The following is a 22,499-nucleotide window of genomic DNA, read 5'->3' as shown; positions in this document are numbered from 1 at the left end:
CGGCCACGCGACCGGCACCACCCGCCGACACTGCGCCACCGGCGGCAAACCCGCCAGCCGCGAACCCACCGGCCACCACACCCCCAGCCACCCGGCCGGCACCGCCCACTGACACCGCGCCCCCGGCGGCAAACCCACCGGCAGCGAACCCTCCGGCAACCACCCCACCGGCAGCGAACCCTCCGGCGACCAACCCACCGGCTACCCGGCCGGCACCGGCCGCCGACCCCACGGCGCCCGGGCAGCAGACCAACACACCCGCTCCCCCACCCCCACCCCCGCCACCCGGGACCGGGTCCACCGTGCCGCCACCGCCGCCTCCGCCGCCGGGGTTCGGTGGTGTGGTGCCGCCGCCTCCGCCGCCCCCGCCCGGGTTCGGGGCCGCGGTTCCGCCGCCTCCGCCCCCGCCGCCCGGGTTCGGGGCCGCCGTGCCGCCACCGCCTCCGCCGCCCGGAGCGCAGGTACCCGGCGCGGTGTTCGGGATCCCGGTCCCGCCGCCGCCCGGCGCGCCCGGCGCGCAGGTCAACCCGCCCACCGCACCGGCGGGCCCGTTCTCGCCCCGGCGGGACTCCACGCTGAAGAACGGCACCCTCGACGGGCTGCCGGCCGTGTTCCCCGACGTGCCCCTGACGGTCACCGACGTCGAGATCAACCTCGGCCAGGTGCAAGCCGGGTTCGACGCGATGTTCGACACCCTGCGCGCCAACCACAACGTCACGACCACCCCGAACGTGAGCGCCGACCTCGTCGTGCAGTTCGACGAGAACACCTTCGCCAAGCACTTCGCCCTCCAGCAGGAACTGGACACGGCGTTGCAGACCGCCGCCCCCGGCGAGCCCGCCGTCATCCAGCTGCCCGACGGCCGGACCATCGACGCGGGCCAGGTCCGCGCCGAGATCGTGTCCGGCGACTTCCTGCACCAGCTCAACGACGGCAACCCCGACGCCGTCGCGCACCTGGACGCGCTGCTGAACGACGTCGTCCAAGCCAAGGTCGGCCCCAACGGCAACGTCGACGCGGCACTGGAAGCGCTCGTCGACAGCACCCGCACCAACCCGGCCCGCTCCATCAACGGCCACGTGCTGCTCAACACCGGCCACCTCGACGGCCTCACCACCGACCCCGCCCGCAAGGCCGACGCGATCCGCCACCTGCTGACCCACGAGTTCATGCACGTGCACTCCGTCGGCAGCGACGTCACCTTCGCCCACCGCGACGGCCAAGGCGGCGTCTACAGCACGAACGTCAACCCGGACGAAGCCGTCACCGAACTGCTCGCCCGCAACATCACCGACGCCCTCTCCGAACGCCTCGGCGAACCCAGCCAGTACAACCAGGACGAGAACGGCGCCAACCGCTACCAGAACTACATCGACCTGCTCAACAACGAGTTCGACAAGCCCCGCGGCCGGTGGGCGGCCCCGTTCGACCCCGACGCGACGTTCCAGGACATGCTCGACGACTACTTCGGTGTCACCGAGCCCGACGGCCCGCCCCAGACGCGTTCCGCCCCACCCGCCGACATCGACGCGCCACCGGCAGCCGACCCGGACGTGCCACCGGCGAAGGACAAGGACGCCAAGGACGTCGCCGCCGACGAGTCCTGGCGGCACAGCACGGCGAGCACCGCGGACTGGTTCGCGCCGAAGGACCCGCAGCCCTCGGCGGCGTGGGACTCGGTGCGGGACAAGGCTCCCGTGCGCACGGTCGACACCGAGGTCGCCGACGTGCAGCGGTCGAGCACCCCGGGCAAGGTCGACTCCCTGACCGGGCTGATCCAGCACGACGTGCGCCGGATGGAGGTCGCGCCCGGGACCTGGGTGAAGGAGTACACCCTCAAGGTCCACCTCAAGCCCGGCGAGGGCGTCACCCAGTCCGATGTGGACGCGGTGGCCCACAAGACCACCAACGGCGTCGACCGGTTGCTGAACCAGGGCTACCGGCTGCCCTCGGGCGACCAGTTCCACGCCAGGGTGGAGTTCGTCACCGACCCCGCGCAGGCGCACACCACGGTCGACGTGAAGACGTCCACCACCGCGGACCAGCTCAACTGGGGCGTGCAGACCTCGGAGAACGTGCTCGCCCACGAGGTGGCGCACTACTTCGGCCTGCCCGACGAGTACAAGGACGCGGCCGGTCCGGACGCCCGGATCTTCAACAGCGACGGCAAACCGCTGCCGCCCGGGCACACCCAGTCGAACCTCGTCGTGAACGACGACGGGCTGATGGGCGCGGGCGTGCACGGCGACCCGTCGATCAAGCCGCGGCACCTGTGGGCGATCGAGCGCACCACCGACAGCCAGGTGATGGTGCCCGACGCCGACCACGCCACGCTGCACGACCCCGACTCGCCCCGCCAGACCCCGCCGCCGCGACCGCCCGACCAGGGCACCCGGCCGGACATCCACCCCCGGCCGGTCAGCGACACGGACAGCGACTCCGACACGGACACCGAGGCCGACGCGCAGCCGGCCATCCCACTCGCGCCACCACCCCCGCCGCCACTGCCAGGGGCCACCGCCACGCAGCAAGCAGCGGTGCCACCGCCTCCCCCACCGCCACCGGCCTTCGGGACGCAGGCACCCCCTCCACCACCGCCCCCACCCGCGGTGACCTCGACGCAGCCCGCGTCAGTTCCGCCGCCGCCTCCGCCACCGCCCGCCTTCGGGACGCAGGCACCGCCGCCGCCACCCCCGCCGGGGACGACGCGCGGACCTCAGGCGCCCCCACCGCCGCCCGGGCCCCAGGCGCCGCCGCCACCGCCCGGACCCGACACGGCCGGCACGTCGGCGAACGCGCCCGCCACCCCGGCGGGCCCGTACTCGAACGTCCGGGACGCCGACCTGAAGAACGGCATCCTGACCAGGCTGCCCGCCCAGATCACCCCGGTGCCGCTGCAGGTCGCGGGCGTCCAGGTCGACCTCGGGCAGGTGCGGGCCGGTTTCGACGCGCTGTCCGGCAAGCTGGGCGAGTTCGGCATCACCACCACGCCGAACGTGAACCCCGACCTGGTCGTGCAGCTCGACCAGCAGACGTTCGCCAAGCACTTCGCCATCCAGCAGGAGCTGGACACGGCGTTGAAGACCACCGACCGGGGCGACTCCGACATCACGACCGGTCAGCTCAACGGGCAGGGCATCGACCCGGCGCAGGTCCGCGCCGAGATCCTGTCCGCCGACTTCCTGCGGCAGCTCAACAACGGCAACCCCACCGCCGCCGCACGCCTCGACACCCTGCTGAACCAGGTCGCCCAGGCCAAGGCCGGTCCCGCCGGCGACGTCGTCGCGACGCGGAACAGCCTGGTCGAGAGCACGCTCACCAACCCGGCGCGGGCGATCAACGGGCACGTCCTGCTCAACACCGACCACCTCGACGGCCTCACCACCGACCCCGCGCGCAAGGCCGACGCCATCCAGCACCTGCTGACCCACGAGTTCATGCACGTGCACTCCGTCGGCAGCGACGTCACCTTCGCGCACCGCGACGGGCAAGGCGGCGTCTACAACAAGAACCTGAACCCCGACGAAGCCGTCACCGAGCTGCTCGCCCGCAACATCACCGACGCGCTCTCCGAGCGGAACGGGAAACCCAGCCAGTACAACCAGTTCGAGGACGGCAACGTCCGCTACCAGACCAACATCGACCTGCTGAACCGGGAGTTCGACCGGCCGCGGTCCAAGTGGGACAGCTTCAAACCCGGCCCGGCGTTCCAGACCATGCTCGGCGACTACTTCGTCGGCACGACGCCACCCGCCACCACGTCCGGGACGCGTCCGGCGCCGCCGAGCACCGCACCGACCACGCGGGGCGTCGACCAGGACGTCCAGCCGCCGAACGCACCGTGGCGCAACCCGTTCCGCTCCACGCCCCCGCCACCGCCGCCGTCGATCTCCGCGCCGATCCCGCTGGTCGACCTGCCGCCCACCAACGCCAACACCAACGGCAACACCGACACCACGCCCACCCCGGCCACGCCCGCGCCGGCAGCACCAGCCCCCGCGGCACCCGCCCCGGCACCGAACCCCGCACCGGGGCCCGTGCTCGGGTCGCGGAACCTGCCGGACTTCTTCCAGCAGGGCAAGGCACTCGGCACGATCGCGCCCACCGACGTGCGGGGCGCCCAGCACGTCACCGGCACGATGACCGGCATCACGCCGGCCGACGCCGCCGTCATCGAAAGCGCGCTGGAGAACAACTTCGAGTCGTTCCTCGGCCAGGGCCGCGACTTCCAGGTCAAGATCGACGGCACCTGGTACGAGGCCAACGTCCAGGCCACCATGCTCCCGCCGGCCGACGTCGCCGCGGTCACCAGCACGCCGTCCACCACCACCAAGGTGGACATGGCCGCCCAGTCCGCCGCCAACACGGGCACCGCCACCAACCTCACCACCGCCAACGACATCGGCCTCGCCGCGGCGGCGAGCGCGGGCGTCGGCCCGTACGGCTCGCTGGCCGGCAAGGCGCAGCTCGCCACCCCCGCCACCACGCTGAACACCTCCTCCGGCACGGTGGACCAGCGGTTCATCCGCGGCGGCGAGAGCTCGACGAACGTCGACGTCCCGGTCTCCTTCCAGGTCACGCTCACCGCCGCCAACGGCACCGTGCGCCCGATCCAGGCGGTCAACGGCGGCGTCACCCTCGCCGTGCCGAACGACCTGGAGACGATGGCCAACTCCGGCAACGCCCAACCAGCCGCGGCCCTGCCGCCGGGCTGGGGCGCGAAGCTGGAGCACCCGACGCCCGAAGCGGTCACGGACTTCGACGCGAAGCAGGCGTTCACCGACGTCGCCGCGAAGATGCACCCGTCGATCACCAAGATCGGCGCGCCGGGCCGCACCGCGTTGCAGGACTTCCTCAACCCCACCACCGTCCGCGACAACCTCGGCGCGATGCTCGGCGGTTGGGTCACGTCCCCGGACCTGGTCAGCCCGCACGGCAGCAAGGCCAACGCCGTGCAGATGAAGGCCACCCTGCTGACCGCCGAACTGGTCGGCACGACCGACGCCGCCCAGCTGCGGCTGCACGAGTCCCAGTCCACCGGCAGCTCCCTGTCCGCCACCAGCAAGACCGGCTTCGACGCCGCGGCCGGCGTGGGCGGCGGTGTGGGCGTGCCGGGCGTGATCGGCGGCACGGGCGGCGTCACGGCCGGCTACTCGGCCCGCACCTCGGACACCTCGAGCTCGGGCACGACCAGCAGCACCCGCACCGGCATCCAGCTCAAGGGTGCCACCGGCCTCTACAAGGTGACGGCGAACGTCCACGTCCGCACGCCCAACGGCGCGGACGTCGTCATGCCGGTCACCACCTACATGCGGGTCGGCCTGCCCGAGGCCGCCTCGCTGACCCTGCCGGTGCCGCCGGGCACCGACGCCGGCCTGACCAAGCCCGGCACGGCGGGCACCAAGCACCTCCCGCCCTACCTGGCCGCGGACCTGGCGGCGGGCAACGTCAAGGTCGGCGAGTTCGGCCCCGGCGCGCAGGTGCAGGCGCAGGTCCAGGCCACGTTGCGCGACCTGCCCGGCTTCGGCAAGTTCCTGCCGGGCTGGAACGACCCGGACACCGGCGCGCGCAAGGGCCAGGGCCTGGCCGACGTCGCGGAGGCCATGGCGAACCAGCGCAAGCTCGACGCGGAGCTGTCGCCGACCGCGCTGAAGACCAAGATGGACAGCCTGCTCGGCCCCGGTGTGCAGGTGCAGCTCAAGAAGCGCGGCCTGAGCACCAACGAGTACGTCAACGTCACCGTCCGCGCCCGACCGGTGGGCACCCGGCACCTCGGCCAGGTCGACGCGCGCAACGTGCGCGGCTCGGCGAACACCGCGCCGAAGCTGGACAGCACCACCGCCACGCAGAAGTCGGTCAGCGTCGGCGTCGAGGGCAAGGCGGTGTTCCCGGTCAAGACCGGCGCCGCGTCGCTCACCCCGACGCCGCAGGTCGGCGCGAAGTACACCTACGGGTGGGGCGCCAAGAACACCGGCGGACCCACGGTCACCAGCACGGGGCTCAACGTCGGCAGCCCGGACGCCCAGGTGTTCTCGCAGGACCTGGAGTTCATCGTCGAGATCACCACGTTCAGCCGCAACCGGGCGTGGGTCAAGCGGGTCACGCCCGGCTCGCCGATCCTCCAGGTGCCCGACCCCAAGCCGGTCGCCAGGACCGGCGGCCCCAACCAGCCCGGCGTGGTGAGCCTGCCGCAGATCTCCGGCCCGGTGCACCTGTGGGTGTCGGACAGCTCGGCGATGGACCACGACCCGTCCGGCTTCGAGCCGGGCAAGCCGGTGGCCACCAAGCTGGACCGGCCGCCGTCGATCAAGGACCTGCTCAACCCGCCCGCGCCGCGGCCCGCCGCGCCGGACTTCCTGCACGTCGAGGCCGTCGTCAACACCGAGGCGGTGCGCGACCAGGCCATCGAGGCGCTCAACCTGGCCGCGAAGGGCGACTCGTCGCTCACCGTGCCGGGCACGGAGGCGCGCAACCAGATCGACAAGCTGTTCAGCCCGGAGAGCATCAAGGCCAACCTGCGCAAGCTGACCGAGACCGGCATGCAGGAGAACGGCCTGAAGTACGGCCGCCGGGTCACCGACCGCACCGGCGCCATCGGCATGGCGATCGAGCTGGGCAACCCGAAGCTGGTGTCGATCTCCGACAGCACCGGCACGGAGAACGCGACCACCGGCGGCTACAAGGCCGGTGACGCGAAGAGCAGCAGCCACACCGTCGACCTCACCGCCGGCGTCAACCTGCCGGTCAAGCCGAACGCGGCGCCGCAGCCCGCGGGCGAGCCGAAGCCCGCGTCGGGCTCGGGCGGCGTCGCCGTGGCGGGCAAGATCACGCCGTACTCGTCGTCGAAGACCAGCGCGACCGAGGTCAGCGGCAGCGTCGACCGCAACTACGTCACCCCGCCCAGCGCGCGGACCGTGCTGATCCAGCTCGACGCGGACGTCACCGTGGTCGGCGAGAGCCGGTCGGGCAACGTCGTCTACGGCGGCACCCCGCGCGTCGAAGGCGCCAAGGTCACCCTGCCCGGCGGCGTGTTCGTGCGGGTCAGCGAGGACGTGGCGCGCGAGTTGGGCGTGCTGCCGAAGGTGCAGCCGACGACGCCGCCGCCCTCGTTCGGCACGATGGCGCCGCCGGCCACGCTGACGCCGGACCGGCCCAGCTCGCTCGGCCTGAGCACGCTGGACACCGCGCCGGACCTGTCGGGCCTGGTCTCCGGCCTGATCACCGACCTCAACCAGCGGACCAGCGGTCCGTTCAAGAGCGACCTGGTGCCGGACTCGGTCCTCAAGGACTCGATGAACAACTTCCAGCGGCTGGTCGACTTCACCTCGCCGACGAGCGTCAAGGCGATGATCGACAGCGCGCTGGACGGCGGCGTTCCGCTGCTGCTGCACCAGCCGGGGACGTTCGGCAAGGACACCTACCAGGTCACGCTCAAGGCGAAGGTCAAGGGCGCGCCGGCCTTCTCCGGCGTCGTCAACGACGGCGTCGACATGGAGCACACCATCGCGGGCGCCCGGAAGGCGACCGACGGCCTCGGCCGGTCGACCGGGTGGGGCGTCGGCCTCAAGTCGCCCGGCCTCGCCCAGCCGGGCAGCGCGAACCCGAACGTGTCCGGCGGCGTCGGCGTGATCGCCGCGGCGAACGTCGGCCAGCAGCACAGCAGCAACGTCGCGAAGGCCACCACCGAGCAGTTCGGCCACCTGCGCGCCGGCGGCGGCCCGGCCGTGAAGTACACCGTGCCCCTCGAGTTCGAGCTGGTGGTGGAGAAGGGCACCCAGGTCGTCACCAGCGCCACCGCCCCGCCGCAGGACGTCGTGGTGCGGCTGCACGCGGACAACCAGAAGGTGTTCACCCCGGCCGCCACGCCACCGACCGGCTACACGTCGACCACGACCCGGCAACCGGCCGCGCAGGGCACGCCGCAGGCCGCGACGACCTGGCAGCAGAACGGCTCACCGGCCACGCTGCCGGCCAAGGCGTCGGTGGAGAACCTGCGCGGGGCCCAGGACCTGCGTGCCGCGGCGATCCGGGCGCTGACCGCGGCGGGCGCGAACGAGGGCATCACCGGCAAGGGCACCGGCCCGCTGAACACCCTGCTGTCGACGCTCAGCTCGGAGAACCTCCAGCCGAGCCTGCCGGGGATGCTCGACGGCCCGTTGGACGTGCCGGGGCTGCACGAGGCCGCGTTGACGTTCGGGCAGCACGCGGACGTGAAGGTCTACGCCAAGCTGGTCAACCCGAGGCTGGGTGGCCTGAGCGACGGCGTGAACCTGGAGAACCCGAAGTCCTCGGTCACCACGACCTCCGGCGAGGCCAAGCACAGCGAGACCGGCGACCTCTCGGCGGGCTGGGCCACCGGCAGCGCCGCGGTCGCGCCGAGCCAGGACCCGAAGGACACCGCGAACTTCGCCACCGGCGGCGTCGAGACCAGGCACGCCGCCGAGGACGCGGAGGCGCTGTCCGGCGGCTCGGCGACCAACAAGACCAACAACCTCAAGCCGCAGGGCCGCACCGGTCTGGTCGACTTCGACGTGGAGTACCGCGTGGTCGCCACGGTCGGCGGCCGGACCAGCGTGGTCGACCTGAGCGTGCCGGGCTCGGCGTCGGTGCGGATGCCGTCGACCGAGGCCGAGACCGTGCTCGGGCGTGACTTCGACGCCGGGCTGAGCAACGCGCAGACCGCGGTCAAGGACACCGCCAAGGCGTGGCGCGACGCGGAGCTGGCGGTCGACAAGGCTCGGCACGACGCGCAGGCCGTGATCAACCGGGTGGCCGCCGACGTCGCCCGGCTCCAGAGCGACCTGACGAGCTCGCAGGTCGACCACAACGACGCGATCGGCCACCAGCTGACCGAGGCCGGCCGCGTGCCCGCCCTGGAGCAGGCCGTCCAGGACGCGCAGACCCGGCGCGACGCGGCGAACGACGTGGTCGCGGACCTGCGCGACCGGATCCCGGGCCTCGACTCGGCCCACCGGGACGCGCAGGTCGCGCTGGCCGACGCCGACGCGGAGGTGCGCTCCACCGGGCGCGACCTGGCGGACGCGAACACTGAGCTGGACGCGGCGCGGGTCAGGCTGGACGACGCGCAGGCGGCGTTGGACGTCGCCCAGGGCGACCTCGACGCGCACCTCGACAACCGCCCCGACGACGCGCCGCCGATCGCCGAGGACAAGGTCGCCAAGGACCTGGTCGGCAAGGTGGACGACGCCCGTGCCGCGCGCGACACCCGGGCGACCGAGGTCGAGACGGCGGTCGAGGTCGCCGACGCGGCGCAGGCCGCGAACACCAGCGCGATCGAGGCGCGGGCCGCCGCGCAGGTCGCGGTCGACCAGGCCCGGACCGCCGCCGAGCAGGCGCGGATCGACCTCGACCGGGCCAACGGCACCCTGGAGACCGCTCAGGGCGAGCTGGACAACGCCGAAACCGGCCTGGAGACCGGCCGTGACGCCGCTCAGCGCACGGCGGGCGCGCAGCAGTCCGCGGCGCTGGCCCACCACCAGGTCGAGAGCACCATCGCGGAACTGGAAGCGGAGATCACCACGGCCGAGGTGGAGCTCGACAAGCGCCGCGCCGAGGCCGACGCCCGCCAGCGCGACTGGTGGAACGCCCGCATCGAGGTCGACCAGCGGATCGCCGACTTCAACCGCCCGACCCCGCCTCCCGCGCCTCCCGCCCCGCCCGCCGGCACGCCGGTCATCACCATCACCCCGCCGGCCGACACGACGACGAACGGGACGCAGCCCGCCTCTTCGTCCACGACGACCAACGGCACGCAGCCCGCCCCCTCGTCCACGACCGACACCACCGCACCACCGGCACCGCCCCGATCGCCCGACACCACCCGATCCACCACGGACGCACCGGCACCGCCGACCACCCCGTCGACCGCACCGCAGACACCCGCACCGGCACCGGCACCGGCACCGGCACCGGCCAAGCCGACCGAGCGGGCCGCCGGCGGTCCCCGTCCCGAGCTGTCCCTGGACGTCCCGCCGACCTCAGCGCCGTCACCGGAGCAGGTCGCCCGGCTCGACGCCCTGGCCGCCGACCTCGCCGAGTCCAACGCGATGCGCGACCGCAACGGCTACCGGCCCGCCGTGGTCGAGGTCTCCGGCCCCCACGCCCGAGCCGTCGCCGACGTGCTCACGGCCAAGGGCATCGACGCCACCGTCCGCGACACGAACGGCACCACCACCGACGTGCACGTGGACCACGACCTGCGCCGCCCCGACGGCTGGACGCCGCCCGAAGCGCCCAAGGGCGTGAAGGTCACCGACACCGTCATCACCTCACCCGCGCCGCAGGGGCCGCACCCGGTCCTGGACAACCCGGACTGGCGGCACAGCACCGCGCCCGGCGCCGACTGGTTCGACCCGAAGCCGGACGCCGCCACCTCCGCCGACATCCGGACCGCGCGCGCGGACGCCCCCGTCACCAGCACCGTCCGCGGCGAGGACGGCGGTGTCCTGGACAGCACCACCATCGGTCCCGACGGCGTGAGCATGAAGGCGTGGCGCGGTCCGATCGCCTACGACACCCGCGTGCTGGACGTCAACGGCGTGCCGGTGCGCGACTTCACCGTCAAGGTCTTCCTCGACCCCGCCGGCAACGCCACCCCCGACCAGGTCTCCGAGGTCCGCAACCGCACCAGGCAGGGCGTCGAGGCGCTGTTCAACAACGGCAGCCGGCTGCCCAGCGGCGAGCAGTTCCACGTCACCGTCGAGTTCACGAACGACCCCGCCGACGCGCACGGCAGCATCACCGTGACCGCCCCCGAGGGCCGCGCCAACCAGCTGAACTGGCCCGTCGACTCCGACGCCCGCACGCTCGGCCACGAGGTCGGCCACTTCCTCGGCCTGCACGACGAGTACTTCGAGACCGGCGACGTCAAGCCGATCTTCCAGCACCAGGACGGCAAGGGCCGCGTCGTCGACGACGACGCGCCCATGACGGCGGGCGTCGACGCCCCGGACGCGAGCGTCAAGCCGCGCAACCTGTGGCTGGTCGAGAACCGGATGCACGCGCTGGAGTCGTTCAACCCGCCGGGCACGCCCCCGACCACCACGCCGAGCACCACGCCCGCCCAGGACGCCGACGTGCGGCCGCCGAACGCGCCGCGCCTGCCGTTCCGCCGCACCACCCCGAACCCGGTCATCCCCCTGGCCAGGATCACCCCGCCCACCCCGGGCTGGGTGCTGACCGCCACCAACCTGCCGGACTTCTTCCAGCACAACCAGGGCCTCGGCTCGATCGCACCGGTCGACGTGCGGGGCGCCGCCAGGGTCGCGGGCGCGATCGACGGCCTCGACGCCAAGGACGCGGCCCGCATCGAGACCGCGATCGGCTCCGACTTCGAGTCGTTCCTCGGGCACGGCCGCGACTTCCAGGTCAAGGTCGGCGGTCGCTGGTACGAGGCCCACGTGCAGGCCACGATGCTCCCGCCGGCCGATCAGGCCACCGCGGTCGAAACGCCGTCCACCAACACCAAGGTGGACATGACCGCGCTGGGCGGCACGAGCACGTCCACGACCAACACCCTGGCCACCGCCAACGACGTCGGCGGCGCCGCCACGGCCGGTGTCGCGGTCGGACCGTACGGCTCGCTCGGCGGCAAGGCCCAGCTCGCCACCCCCGCCACCGCCCACGTCAGCTCGACGTCCACAGTGGACCAACGGGCGATCCGCTCGGGCGAGTACTCCACGCAGGCCAAGGTCCCGGTCAGCTACCAGATCACGCTCACCGACGCCCACGGCGTCGCCCGGGCCCCGATCACCGTGGACTCCACCCCCGCCGACCCGGTCGACGTCACGCTCCAGATCCCCGACGACCTCACCACCATCGTGGAGTCGAACCCGACCCTCGCCCAGAACCCGAACGCCCCCACCGGCGACTGGGGCGCGCGGTTGGAGCACCCGGTGCCGGAGACCGTCGCGGTCACCGACCCCGGCAAGGCGTTCACCGACGTGGCGGCCAAGCTGCACCCGTCCATCGTGAAGATCGGCTCACCCGGCCGCGCCGCGCTCCAGACGTTCCTGAGCCCGACCACGATCCGCGACAACCTCGGCGCGATGCTCAACGGCTGGGTGACCTCGCCAGACCTGGTCAGCCCCCACGCGAGCAAGGGCGCCGCGGTCCAGGCGCACGCGACGCTGCGCACCGCCGAACTCGTCGGCGTGCACGACTCCACCCAGCTGCGGCTGCACGAGACCACGTCGTACAGCACTGGCGTCACCGCGACGACCAAGACCGGGTTCGACGCCAACGCGAGTGTCGGCGGCGGCGCCATCGTGCCGAACCAAGTCGGCGGCCGGGGCGGCGTCACCGTGGGCTACTCGGCCCGCACCGCGGAGTCCTCGAACGCGGGCACGAACACCAGCAACCGCACCGGCATCCAGCTCAAGGGCCAGACCGGCCTGTACAAGGTGACGGCCGACGTCGAGGTGCGCACACCCAGCGGCGACAACGTCATCGTCCCGGTGACCACCTACATGCGCATCGGCACGCCGGAAGCGGCGGCGCTGAACCTGCCGGTGCCGGAGGGCACGCCCACCGGCATCGCCAAGCCGACGGCGCAACCGCGGTGGGCGCCGCCGTACGTGGACGGCGCGTTCGCCGCGGGCAACGTGAAGGTGGGCGACTTCGAACCCGCCTCCCGGGTGCAGCCGCAGGTCGAGGCGGCGCTGAAGAACGTCAAGGGCCTATCGGACCTGCTGCCGAACTGGAACAACCCCCAGGCGAACCCGCGCAGCAGCAAGGGCCAGGGCTTCGGGGACGTGTCACGGCAACTGGCCAACCAGCGCAAGCTGGACCAGTTGTCGCCGACCGCGCTCAAGTCCAACATGGACGGTCTGCTCGGACCGGGCGTCCAGGTCCAGCTGAAGAGCTCCGACGCCACCACCGACACCTACGTCAACATCACGGTCAAGGCGAAGATCGACAACACCAGGCACCTCGGGCAGGCGGACGCGCGCAACGTGCGCGGCTCGTCGTCCAGCGGGCCGAAGCTGGACAGCACCACCGCCACCACCAAGGGCTGGAGCGGCGGCGTCGAGGGCCTGGTCGTCATCCCGGTCAAGGGCGCCACCACCACGGTGACCCCGACGCCGCAGGTCGGCGTGAAGTACAACCACTCGTGGACGACGAAGAACACCGGCGGCCCCACGGTGAACAGCACCTCGCTGAACGTCGGCAGCCCGAACGCGCAGGTGTTCGCGAGCGACGTGGAGTTCGAGGTCGAGATCACCACGTTCACCCGGCCGCGGTCGTGGCTGCGGCGGGTGACACCCGGCCTGCCCGGACAGCACGCGCCGCAGCCGCGCGTGGTGGCGCGCACGGTCGGCGCGTCGATCGACCCGACCGCGCGGAACAACCCCCAAATCCTGCCGCAGATCCACGGCGCGGCGACCCTGTGGGTGTCCGACGGCTCGGCGATGAAGTCGGACCCGTCCGGCTTCAGGCCCGGCGACCCGGTGGTGACCGCGCTGACCGAAGCGCCCACCGTCAAGGACCTGCTCACCACCCGGACAGGGCCGAAGTCGCCGGAGTTCCTGCACGTCGAAGCGGTGGCGAACACCACTGCCCTGCGCGACGCGGCAGTCGACGCGCTCAACCGGGCAGCGGGCAAGGACTCGGCGCTGACCGTGCCCGGCACCGAGGCGCGCAACCAGATCGACCGCATGTTCAGCCCGGAGAACGTGAAGGCCAACCTGCGCAAGATGGTCGAGACCGGGATGCAGGAGCAGAGCCTCCGGTACGACCGACGGGTCACCGACCGCACCGGTTCGGTCGGCGTGTCGATGAAGCTCGGCAACCCCAAGCTGGTGTCGATCTCCGACGACACCGGCACCGAGAACGCGATCACCGGCGGCTACAAGGCGGGCGACGCCAAGTCGGTGAGCCGGTCGGTCGACATCACCGGTGGCGTGAACGTCATGGTCAAACCGACCCCCACCGCGCCACCCCCGGGCGAGCCGACCCCGGCCAGCGGTGCCGGCGGCGTGGCCGGGATCGGCAAGTACACCCCGTGGTCGGACTCGAAGGCCGAGGCGCGGGAGATCAGCGGCAGCGTCGACCGCAACGTCGTGACACCGGGCACGGCCAGGACCGTGCTGGTGCAGTTGGACGCGGACGTGACGATCGTCGCCGAGAGCCGGGCGGGCAACGTGTTCCACGGGGGCACGCCGCACGTCGAGGGCTCCACCGTGACGCTGCCGAAGTCGGTGTTCGTGCGGGTCAGCGAGGACGTGGCACGTGAGATGGGCGTGCTGCCGAACGTCAAACCGGACGTCAGCACGCCCTCCTTCCCGACGATGGCGCCGCCGAGGACGCTGGCCGTCGACGAGCCCGGCGCGCTCGGCCTGTCCGCCGTCGAGCAGGTGCCGGACCTGAACGGCGTGGTGACCGACCTGATCGCGGACGTGAACCAGAAGACGGGAAAGCTCTTCGGTGACCCGCTGGTGCCCGATTCGGTGCTGAAGGACTCGATGAACAACCTCCAGCGCCTGGTCGACTTCAGCTCGCCGACCAGCGTCAAGGCGATGATCGACAGCGCGCTGGACGGCGGCGTGCCGCTGCTCGTGCACCAGCCGGGCACGTTCGGCAACGACACGTACCAGGTCACGCTGCGCGCGAAGACGGGCGAGCCGCGGTTCGACCGGGTCGTCAACGACGGCGTCGACATGGAGCACACCACCGCCACCGCGGAGAAGGTCACCGACGGCCAGGGCCGGGGCAAGGGGTGGGGTGTCGGGTTCAAGGCGCCGGGCCTGTTCCAGCCGAGCAGCGCGAACCCGAACCTGTCCGGCACGGTGGGCGCGATCGCATCGGCCGGCTTCAACCACGCGCAGAGCAGTTCGATCACCGACGCCACCACCCGGCAGTTCGGCCACCTGCGCGCGGGCGGCGGCCCGGCGGCGAAGTACACCGTGCCGGTCGAATTCGAACTGGTGGTGGAGAGGGGCGCTCGGGTCGTCGCCACGAGGACCAGCCCCGCGCAGGACATGGTCGTCCGGCTGCACGCGGACAACCTGAAGGTCGACGGCATCACCACGCCGAACTACCCCTACATGGCGGCGGCGATCAAGCGCAGCCCCGACTTCGGCGTGCCGAGCGCCGCGACGGCGTGGCAGCGGACGAACGACCCGGCCACCCTGCCGCCGGGCGCATCGGTGGAGAACCTCCGCGGCACGAAGGACCTGCGGGACGCGGCGCTGCGCGCGTTGACCGAGGCGGGCGCGAACCAGGGCATCACCGGCAAGGGCTCCGGGCCGCTGAACACGCTGCTGTCGACGTTGAGCCCGGAGAACCTCCAGCCGAACCTGCCCGGGATGCTGGACGGTCCGCTGGACGTGCCCGGCCTGCACGAGGCGGCGCTGACGTTCGGGCAGCACGCCGACGTCAAGGTCTACGCGAAGCTCGTCAACCCGCGGCTCGGCGCGCTGAGCGACGGCGTGAACCTGGAGAACCCGCGCTCCACCGTGAGCACGACCAGCGGCGAGGCGAAGGTCAGCCAGAACGCCGACGTGTCGCTGGGCCTGGCGACGGGCAGCGTCGCCGTGAAGCGGAACGACGACCCGGCCGACACCCTCAACTTCACCACCGGCGGTGTGGAGGTCCGGCACGCGAGCGAGGACTCGCAGGCCGTCTCCGGCGGCGCGACCGACAACAAGGTCAACAACCTCAAGCCGCAGGGCCGGTCCGGGCTCGTCGAGTTCGACGTCGAGTACCGGGTGGTCGCCACCATCGGCGGCAAGACCGGCGTGGTGGACCTGGCGGTGCCCGCCTCGGCCGCGGTGCGGATGCCCGCCCCGGAGGCGGAGGCCGTGCTCGGTCACGCGTTCGACCCGGAACTCAGCGCCGCCCAGGACGACGTGAAGAGCGCGGCGAAGGCGTGGCGGGACGCGGAGATCGCGGTCGACAAGGCCCGTCACGACGCGCAGGACACCATCAACGAGGTGGCGGCCGAACTCGCCAAGACCGACAGCACGCTCACCGACCTCGAACTCGAGCTCAACACCGCGATCGAGACCGGCCTCACCGCGTCCGGCAAGGTCGGTGACCTGACGACCGACGTCGAGGACTCCCGCGAGGCCGTGGCGAAGGCGGAGGAGCGGGTCAAGGACCTGAGCGGCAAGATTCCCGGGCTGCAGGACGCGGTGCTGACGGCGAACAACGTCCTCCGCGACCGGAACGGCGACGTCATCGACAGCGCCGATGCCGTCGCCGACCTGAAAGAACGACTGAAGACGACCCGTGACCGGCTGACCACGGCGAACGACGCCCTGCTGACCGCCGAGCAGGCCCTGTCCCAGCACTGGACCACGCCACCCGCCGAGGACGCGCCGCCGGTGGACCCCGCGGTCGAGCAGGGCCTGCGGAGCGCGGTCGACTCGGCCCGCACCGCCCGCGACGGCCTCAAGACCGAGGCCAAGAGGCTGGCCGAGGAACTCGGTGAGGCGCACGAGCAGCACAAGAAGGACCTGGAGGACCAGCAGGACGCCAAGGAAGCCGCCACCAGCGCCAAGGAGGCCCTGGACGCGGCGACCGAGGCCCTGCGCCTGGCGCAGGACGGCTACACCACCGCGAACGACAACCTCACCGAGGCCCAGCACAACCTGCGCGAGCAGAAGAAGATCGTGCACGACGGGGCCAAGGCGCGCTCCGACGCGCAGCAGCGGCACGACGCCCTGGTCGCCGCCCGTGACGCGCAGGAGGCCCGCATCACGGCAGCCGAGGTGGAGCTGAACGCCAAGCGCGGCGAGGCGGACGCCAAGCAGCAGACCTGGTGGGACGCCAAGAGCGTGGTGGACCAGCGGGTCGACGCCTTCAACGCCGCACCACCGGCAGCCCGGCCGGTTCCAGCACCTGCCGACCACGCGTCCGCCACCGCCCGGTCCTCGGTGCCCCCGACGACGACCCCGACCTCCACCCGGCCGGCGCCGCCCGCGCCGCCGGTCGACGGTTCCCCGGACTTCCGGACGACCGGCAGCGCACCGTCCATTCCGGACACCGCCCGCACGTCGGGCGACCCCGTCCCCGGCAACCCGCCGAACCCGGCGCTCCCGGAACCCACGCCGTTCCACGACGGTACGGGCGGCGGGCAGCCGGAGCACGGGCCGGTCACGTCCGGACACGTCGAGGAGGCGCTGCGGCACTTGCGGTTCACCGCCGACGACCTGGCGACGGCGCCGCCGCCGACTCCCGGCGGCCTGTACGCGGCGGTCGGTCACGTCACCGCCATCCCACCGGCGACGCTCCGGCGCGACGTGGTGAGCACGTCGATCGGCCAGGTCGAGCAGGTGGCGGACTACACCGCCACCCACTCGATGCGCAAGAGCCAGCTGTACAGCGCGCTGGTCGAGAACGTGAACTGGGCGCTCAGGGATCCGGCGGAGAACGTCCGGGCGGGTCATGCCCGCGACCTCGCGGGTCGGCTCATCGCAACCCGGTTGGGCGTCAACCTGGTCATCCACCTGCCCGGTGTGCCGCAGCCGCTGCGGCTGCCGCCATTCACCGGCCCGGTCCAGCCCGAGGTGCACGTCGACCTCGTCGTGGTGGGCGGGGTGGCTACCTACCGACCCCGCTGACCAGGACTGAAGGTCCGCAATGGACGACGCAGGTCACTCTTCCGAGTGGCCTGCACCGCACAGCGGGGTGCCTGGAGGCGTGAGGCGAATCGATACAGCAGCCGTCGGGTGTCTCGTCGCTCACAGACGGGTCGGGCTGTTGGGTCGGGTGGCTCGAGCGGGTCTAGCATCCGGGGGTCAAGGTCCGCGTACGCACGTACCGGAGACCAGTCCACCACTGACGCTGGAGGCCGTTGCGCATGGCCGGCACCACCGCACCCGAGCGGGCGGGCACCTCTAAAGGGGGCGGAACGCTCTACCGCGGCGACCTGGGGATGTGGTCCTGGGTCGCGCACCGCATCACCGGTGTGTTGACGTTCTTCTTCCTGTTCGCGCACGTCCTGGACACCGCGCTGGTGCGGGTGTCGCCGGACGCGTACGACAAGGTCATCGAGACCTACAAGAACCCGATCGTCAACCTGTTCGAGGTCGGCCTGGTCGGCGCGGTCCTCTACCACGCGCTCAACGGCATCCGCGTGATGCTCGTCGACTTCTGGGAGAAGGGCGCGCGCTACCAGAAGCAGATGTTGTGGGTGGTGCTCGGCATCTGGGTGCTGGTGATGATCCCCGGCACCTACTACATGATGGTCCGCACGGTTACCGACCTGCTCGGTGGGGGTCACTGATCATGAGCGAACTGACCCTGGCCAAGCCGCGCGCACCGCGCCGCCCCGCCGCCCGCCGCAGCAACTTCGAGCTGTACAGCTGGCTGTTCATGCGCATCTCGGGTGTCGCGCTGGTGGTGCTGGTGCTCGGGCACCTGTTCATCATGAACATCCTCGACGGCGGCGTGCACCGCATCAACTTCGGCTTCGTCGCCGGCCGCTGGGCCTCGCCGTTCTGGCAGATGTGGGACCTGGCCATGCTGTGGCTGGCCCAGATCCACGGCGGCAACGGCCTGCGCACCGTGATCAACGACTACGCCCGCAAGGACGCGACCCGGTTCTGGCTCAAGGTGCTGCTCTACGTCTCGATGGTGCTGATCATCGCCCTCGGGACGTACGTGATCTTCACCTTCGACCCGAACATCACCGACTGACCCGCTGCGGGGAGTGCTCAGAGCCATGCAGTTCCACAAGTACGACGTCGTCATCATCGGCGCGGGTGGCGCCGGGATGCGCGCGGCGATCGAGTCCGGCCAGCGCGCCCGCACGGCCGTGCTCACCAAGCTCTACCCCACGCGTTCCCACACGGGCGCCGCGCAGGGCGGCATGTGCGCCGCGCTGGCGAACGTGGAGGAGGACAACTGGGAGTGGCACACCTTCGACACGATCAAGGGCGGTGACTACCTGGTCGACCAGGACGCCGCCGAGATCATGGCGAAGGAGGCCATCGACGCGGTCCTCGACCTGGAGAAGATGGGCCTGCCGTTCAACCGCACGCCCGAGGGCAAGATCGACCAGCGGCGGTTCGGCGGCCACACCCGCAACCACGGCGAGGCGGCCGTGCGCCGGGCGTGCTACGCGGCCGACCGCACCGGCCACATGATCCTGCAGACGCTGTACCAGAACTGCGTCAAGCACGGCATCGAGTTCTTCAACGAGTTCTACGTGCTCGACATCTGCATGACCGAGACCGCCGACGGCCCGGTGTGCACCGGCGCGGTGGCCTACGAGCTGGCGACCGGCGAGATCCACGTCTTCCAGGCCAAGTCCGTGGTGTTCGCCACCGGCGGCTTCGGCAAGGTCTTCAAGACCACCTCCAACGCGCACACGCTGACCGGCGACGGCATGGGCATCGTGTTCCGCAAGGGCCTGCCGCTGGAGGACATGGAGTTCTACCAGTTCCACCCGACCGGTCTGGCGGGCCTCGGCATCCTCCTCACCGAGGGTGCCCGGGGCGAGGGCGCGATCCTGCGCAACGCGTCCGGCGAGCGGTTCATGGAGCGCTACGCCCCCACCATCAAGGACCTCGCGCCGCGCGACATCGTCGCCCGCTCGATGGCCCTGGAGGTGCTGGAGGGCCGCGGCGCCGGCCCGAACAAGGACTACGTCCTCCTCGACTGCACCCACCTGGGCGCCGAGGTGCTGGAGACGAAGCTCCCCGACATCACCGAGTTCGCCCGCACGTACCTCGCGGTCGACCCGGTGACGGAGCCGGTGCCGGTCTACCCGACCGCGCACTACGCGATGGGTGGCATCCCGACCAACGTGCACGGCGAGGTGTTGCGGGACAACGACAACGTCGTGCCCGGCCTCTACGCCGCCGGCGAGTGCGCGTGCGTGTCCGTGCACGGCGCGAACCGGCTCGGCACGAACTCGTTGCTGGACATCAACGTGTTCGGCCGCCGCGCGGGCATCGCCGCCGCCGAGTACGCGCTGGCGCACGACCACGTCGAGCTGCCCGAGAACCCGGCGGCCCAGGTCGAGGCGCAGGTGGCGCTGGTGCTGTCCGAGCACGGCGAGGAGCGGGTGGCGGACATCCGCACCGAGCTGCAGGCCACCATGGACGCCAACGCGTCGGTGTACCGCACCGAGGACACGCTCAAGACGGCGCTGCACGACGTGCAGGCGTTGAAGGAGCGCTACCAGCGGATCACCGTGCAGGACAAGGGGAAGCGGTTCAACACCGACCTCCTGGAAGCCGTCGAGCTGGGCTTCCTCCTGGAGCTGGCCGAGGTTCTCGTCGTGGGCGCGCTGGCGCGCAAGGAGTCCCGCGGCGGTCACGCGCGCGAGGACTACCCGAACCGCGACGACACGAACTTCATGCGCCACAGCATGTACTACAAGCAGGGCGACGGCTTGGCGGCCGACATCCGGCTCGACTACAAGCCCGTGACGTTCACCCGGTACCAGCCGATGGAGCGCAAGTACTGATGACCGCTACCGCTGAAGTGTCCACCGGCTCGCGCGGGAACCAGCCCCCCGTGCCGGACGGCGCGATCACCGTCACCCTGAAGGTGCGCCGGTTCAACCCGGAGTTCGACGACGAGCCGCGCTGGGACTCGTTCGAGATCCCGGCCCTGCCGTCGGACCGCGTGCTGAACCTGCTGCACTACGTGAAGTGGTACCTCGACGGGACGCTGACGTTCCGCCGGTCGTGCGCGCACGGCATCTGCGGCTCGGACGCGATGCGCATCAACGGCGTGAACCGGCTGGCGTGCAAGGTGCTGCTGAAGGACCTGCTGGCGAGCGGCGGCAAGCCGACCACGATCACCATCGAGCCCATCAAGGGGCTGCCGGTCCACAAGGACCTGCTGGTCGACATGGAGCCGTTCTTCGAGGCGTTCAAGGCGGTCAAGCCGTACCTCATCACGTACGGCAACGAGCCGACGCGCGAGCGGGTCCAGTCCATCGCCGACCGCGAGCGGTTCGACGACACCACCAAGTGCATCCTGTGCGCGGCGTGCACCACGTCGTGCCCCGTGTACTGGACCGAGGGCTCGTACTTCGGCCCGGCGGCGATCGTGAACGCGCACCGGTTCATCTTCGACAGCCGTGACGAGGGCGCCGAGGAGCGCTTGGACATCCTCAACGACGTCGACGGCGTGTGGCGCTGCCGGACCACCTTCAACTGCACCGACGCGTGCCCGCGCGGCATCCAGGTCACGAAGGCCATCCAGGAGGTCAAGCGCGCCCTCCTCTTCAAGCGCACCTGACCCCACCGCACCCGACGCGAAGGGCCCCCGAGCACCTCGGGGGCCCTTCTCTCGTCCGTGGGCCGGGTACCCCGAGTTCAACGCCGAGGACGGGCACCCGGCGCGGACTTCGGCCCTGGTGCCGTCCTGGGCGTCGAACTCACCGGTCCTGGAGGTTCGACAGGCGGGACCGGAACGTTCGACTCGCGGTCAGGGTTGGTTCTGGGCGGCCGCGCGGGCGGCGCGGGCGGCTTTGGCGCGGCGGTTGCGCAGGTACATCACCAGGCCCAGGAGCAGGCCGAGGCCGGCGACGGCGGTGATCGGGCCGCCCACGTTGCCGAACGCCGTCTGCATGGCGGAGGGCTGGGTGCCGTCCGGGCTGGAGTTGGCGACCTCGCCGACACCGGCGCTGGTCGGCGTCGGCCGAGGCTCGGTGGTCTTCTTCTTCGCCTGGGGCGCGCCCTCGACCAGCCTGCCGACCGGGTTGCCCGACGCGGCGGGTTCCAGGGCGAAGCCGTAGTCGAGCAGGCGGGCGGCCTGGTCGGTCATCCGGACCGGCTGCTGCTGGCCCCGCAGCAGCACGACCACGAGCCGCTTGCCGTTGCGCTCGGCCGCACCCACGTAGGTGTGCTGCGCGTCGTCGGTGAACCCGGACTTGCCGCCCAACGCACCCTGGTACGTGGTCAGCAGCCGGTTGTCGTTGACGATCGGCACGGTCCCGTTGCCGTTGGCCGCCGGGAAGTCGATCCGCTGCGTCATCACGGCCTTGACGAAGTCCGGGTACTTCATCGCCTCGCGGTAGATCAACGCCACGTCATAGGCCGACGTCGACGTGCCCGGCGCGTCCAGCCCGGACGGCGTCACGGCCCGCGTGTCCAGCGCGCCCAGCTCGGCCGCCAGGGCGTTCATCTTCCGGATCGCGGACGGCACCCCGCCGAGCCGACGGGCCAGCGCGTGCGCCACGTCGTTGCCCGACGCCATGACCAGCGCCTGGAGCATCTGCTCGACGCTGTACTCGGCGCCGTTGCGCAGCCCGATGCAGGTGCACTCCTGCGCGAGGTCCTCCGGCGTCGCCGCCACCGTGGCGTCGGGCGCCAGCTCCTTGGCCACCACCATCGCCAGCAGCACCTTGATCACCGACGCGGGCCGCTGCCGGCCGTGCGGGTCGAGGGCCGCGAGCACGGCGCCGTTGTTCATGTCGGCGAGCAGCCAGCTCTTGGCCGTGATGCCGTCCGGCGGCACGGGCGCGTTCGGTGGCAGCACGAGACCGCACTCACCGAGGCGCTGTCCCCCGATCG

The 22,499-nt window shown here is 71.8% G+C and carries 6 protein-coding genes; 5 read left to right on the top strand and 1 reads right to left on the bottom strand.

The genetic code is table 11. From position 1 onward, the window contains the following. Nucleotides 1–473: 473 nt before the first annotated feature. From AB0I91_RS10020 to AB0I91_RS10000, 5 genes are all read left to right on the top strand, one after another. The gene (locus tag AB0I91_RS10020) at nucleotides 474–17,585 is read left to right on the top strand and encodes a hypothetical protein (protein ID WP_499636346.1); all 17,112 of its coding nucleotides are present in this window, start codon (nucleotides 474–476) and stop codon (nucleotides 17,583–17,585) included. Between the two features lie 239 nt (nucleotides 17,586–17,824). Next, nucleotides 17,825–18,250, top strand: coding sequence for a succinate dehydrogenase, cytochrome b556 subunit (gene sdhC, locus AB0I91_RS10015; protein WP_230570370.1), 426 nt, complete (start codon nucleotides 17,825–17,827; stop codon nucleotides 18,248–18,250). 2 nt (nucleotides 18,251–18,252) lie between these two features. Next, nucleotides 18,253–18,663, top strand: coding sequence for a succinate dehydrogenase hydrophobic membrane anchor subunit (locus tag AB0I91_RS10010; protein WP_123745404.1), 411 nt, complete (start codon nucleotides 18,253–18,255; stop codon nucleotides 18,661–18,663). Between the two features lie 25 nt (nucleotides 18,664–18,688). Next, the gene (gene sdhA / locus AB0I91_RS10005; protein ID WP_498782016.1) at nucleotides 18,689–20,440 is read left to right on the top strand and encodes a succinate dehydrogenase flavoprotein subunit; all 1,752 of its coding nucleotides are present in this window, start codon (nucleotides 18,689–18,691) and stop codon (nucleotides 20,438–20,440) included. Next, nucleotides 20,440–21,222 (top strand): succinate dehydrogenase iron-sulfur subunit, encoded by a 783-nt coding sequence (locus AB0I91_RS10000; RefSeq protein ID WP_498782018.1) that lies wholly within the window; start codon nucleotides 20,440–20,442, stop codon nucleotides 21,220–21,222. Before sdhA ends, AB0I91_RS10000 begins: the two co-directional genes overlap by 1 nt. Nucleotides 21,223–21,411: 189 nt before the next feature. Here the strand turns inward: AB0I91_RS10000 and AB0I91_RS09995 are convergent, their stop codons facing one another. Beyond that, the gene (locus AB0I91_RS09995; RefSeq protein WP_499636344.1) at nucleotides 21,412–22,464 is read right to left on the bottom strand and encodes a D-alanyl-D-alanine carboxypeptidase family protein; all 1,053 of its coding nucleotides are present in this window, start codon (nucleotides 22,462–22,464) and stop codon (nucleotides 21,412–21,414) included. Nucleotides 22,465–22,499: the final 35 nt, after the last annotated feature.

This window comes from Actinosynnema sp. NPDC049800, assembly GCF_040656635.1.
GTDB lineage: Bacteria > Actinomycetota > Actinomycetes > Mycobacteriales > Pseudonocardiaceae > Actinosynnema.
Note: the sequence above shows the minus strand (reverse complement) of the source record. Positions and strands in the feature narration are given on the sequence as shown.

Excerpts from the sequence above, each read along its gene's own strand:
- sdhC (WP_230570370.1), top strand. The coding sequence starts at position 17,825 with ATGGCCGGCACCACCGCACCCGAGCGGGCGGGCACCTCTAAAGGGGGC.
- AB0I91_RS10010 (WP_123745404.1), top strand. The coding sequence starts at position 18,253 with ATGAGCGAACTGACCCTGGCCAAGCCGCGCGCACCGCGCCGCCCCGCC.
- AB0I91_RS10000 (WP_498782018.1), top strand. The coding sequence starts at position 20,440 with ATGACCGCTACCGCTGAAGTGTCCACCGGCTCGCGCGGGAACCAGCCC.
- sdhA (WP_498782016.1), top strand. The coding sequence starts at position 18,689 with ATGCAGTTCCACAAGTACGACGTCGTCATCATCGGCGCGGGTGGCGCC.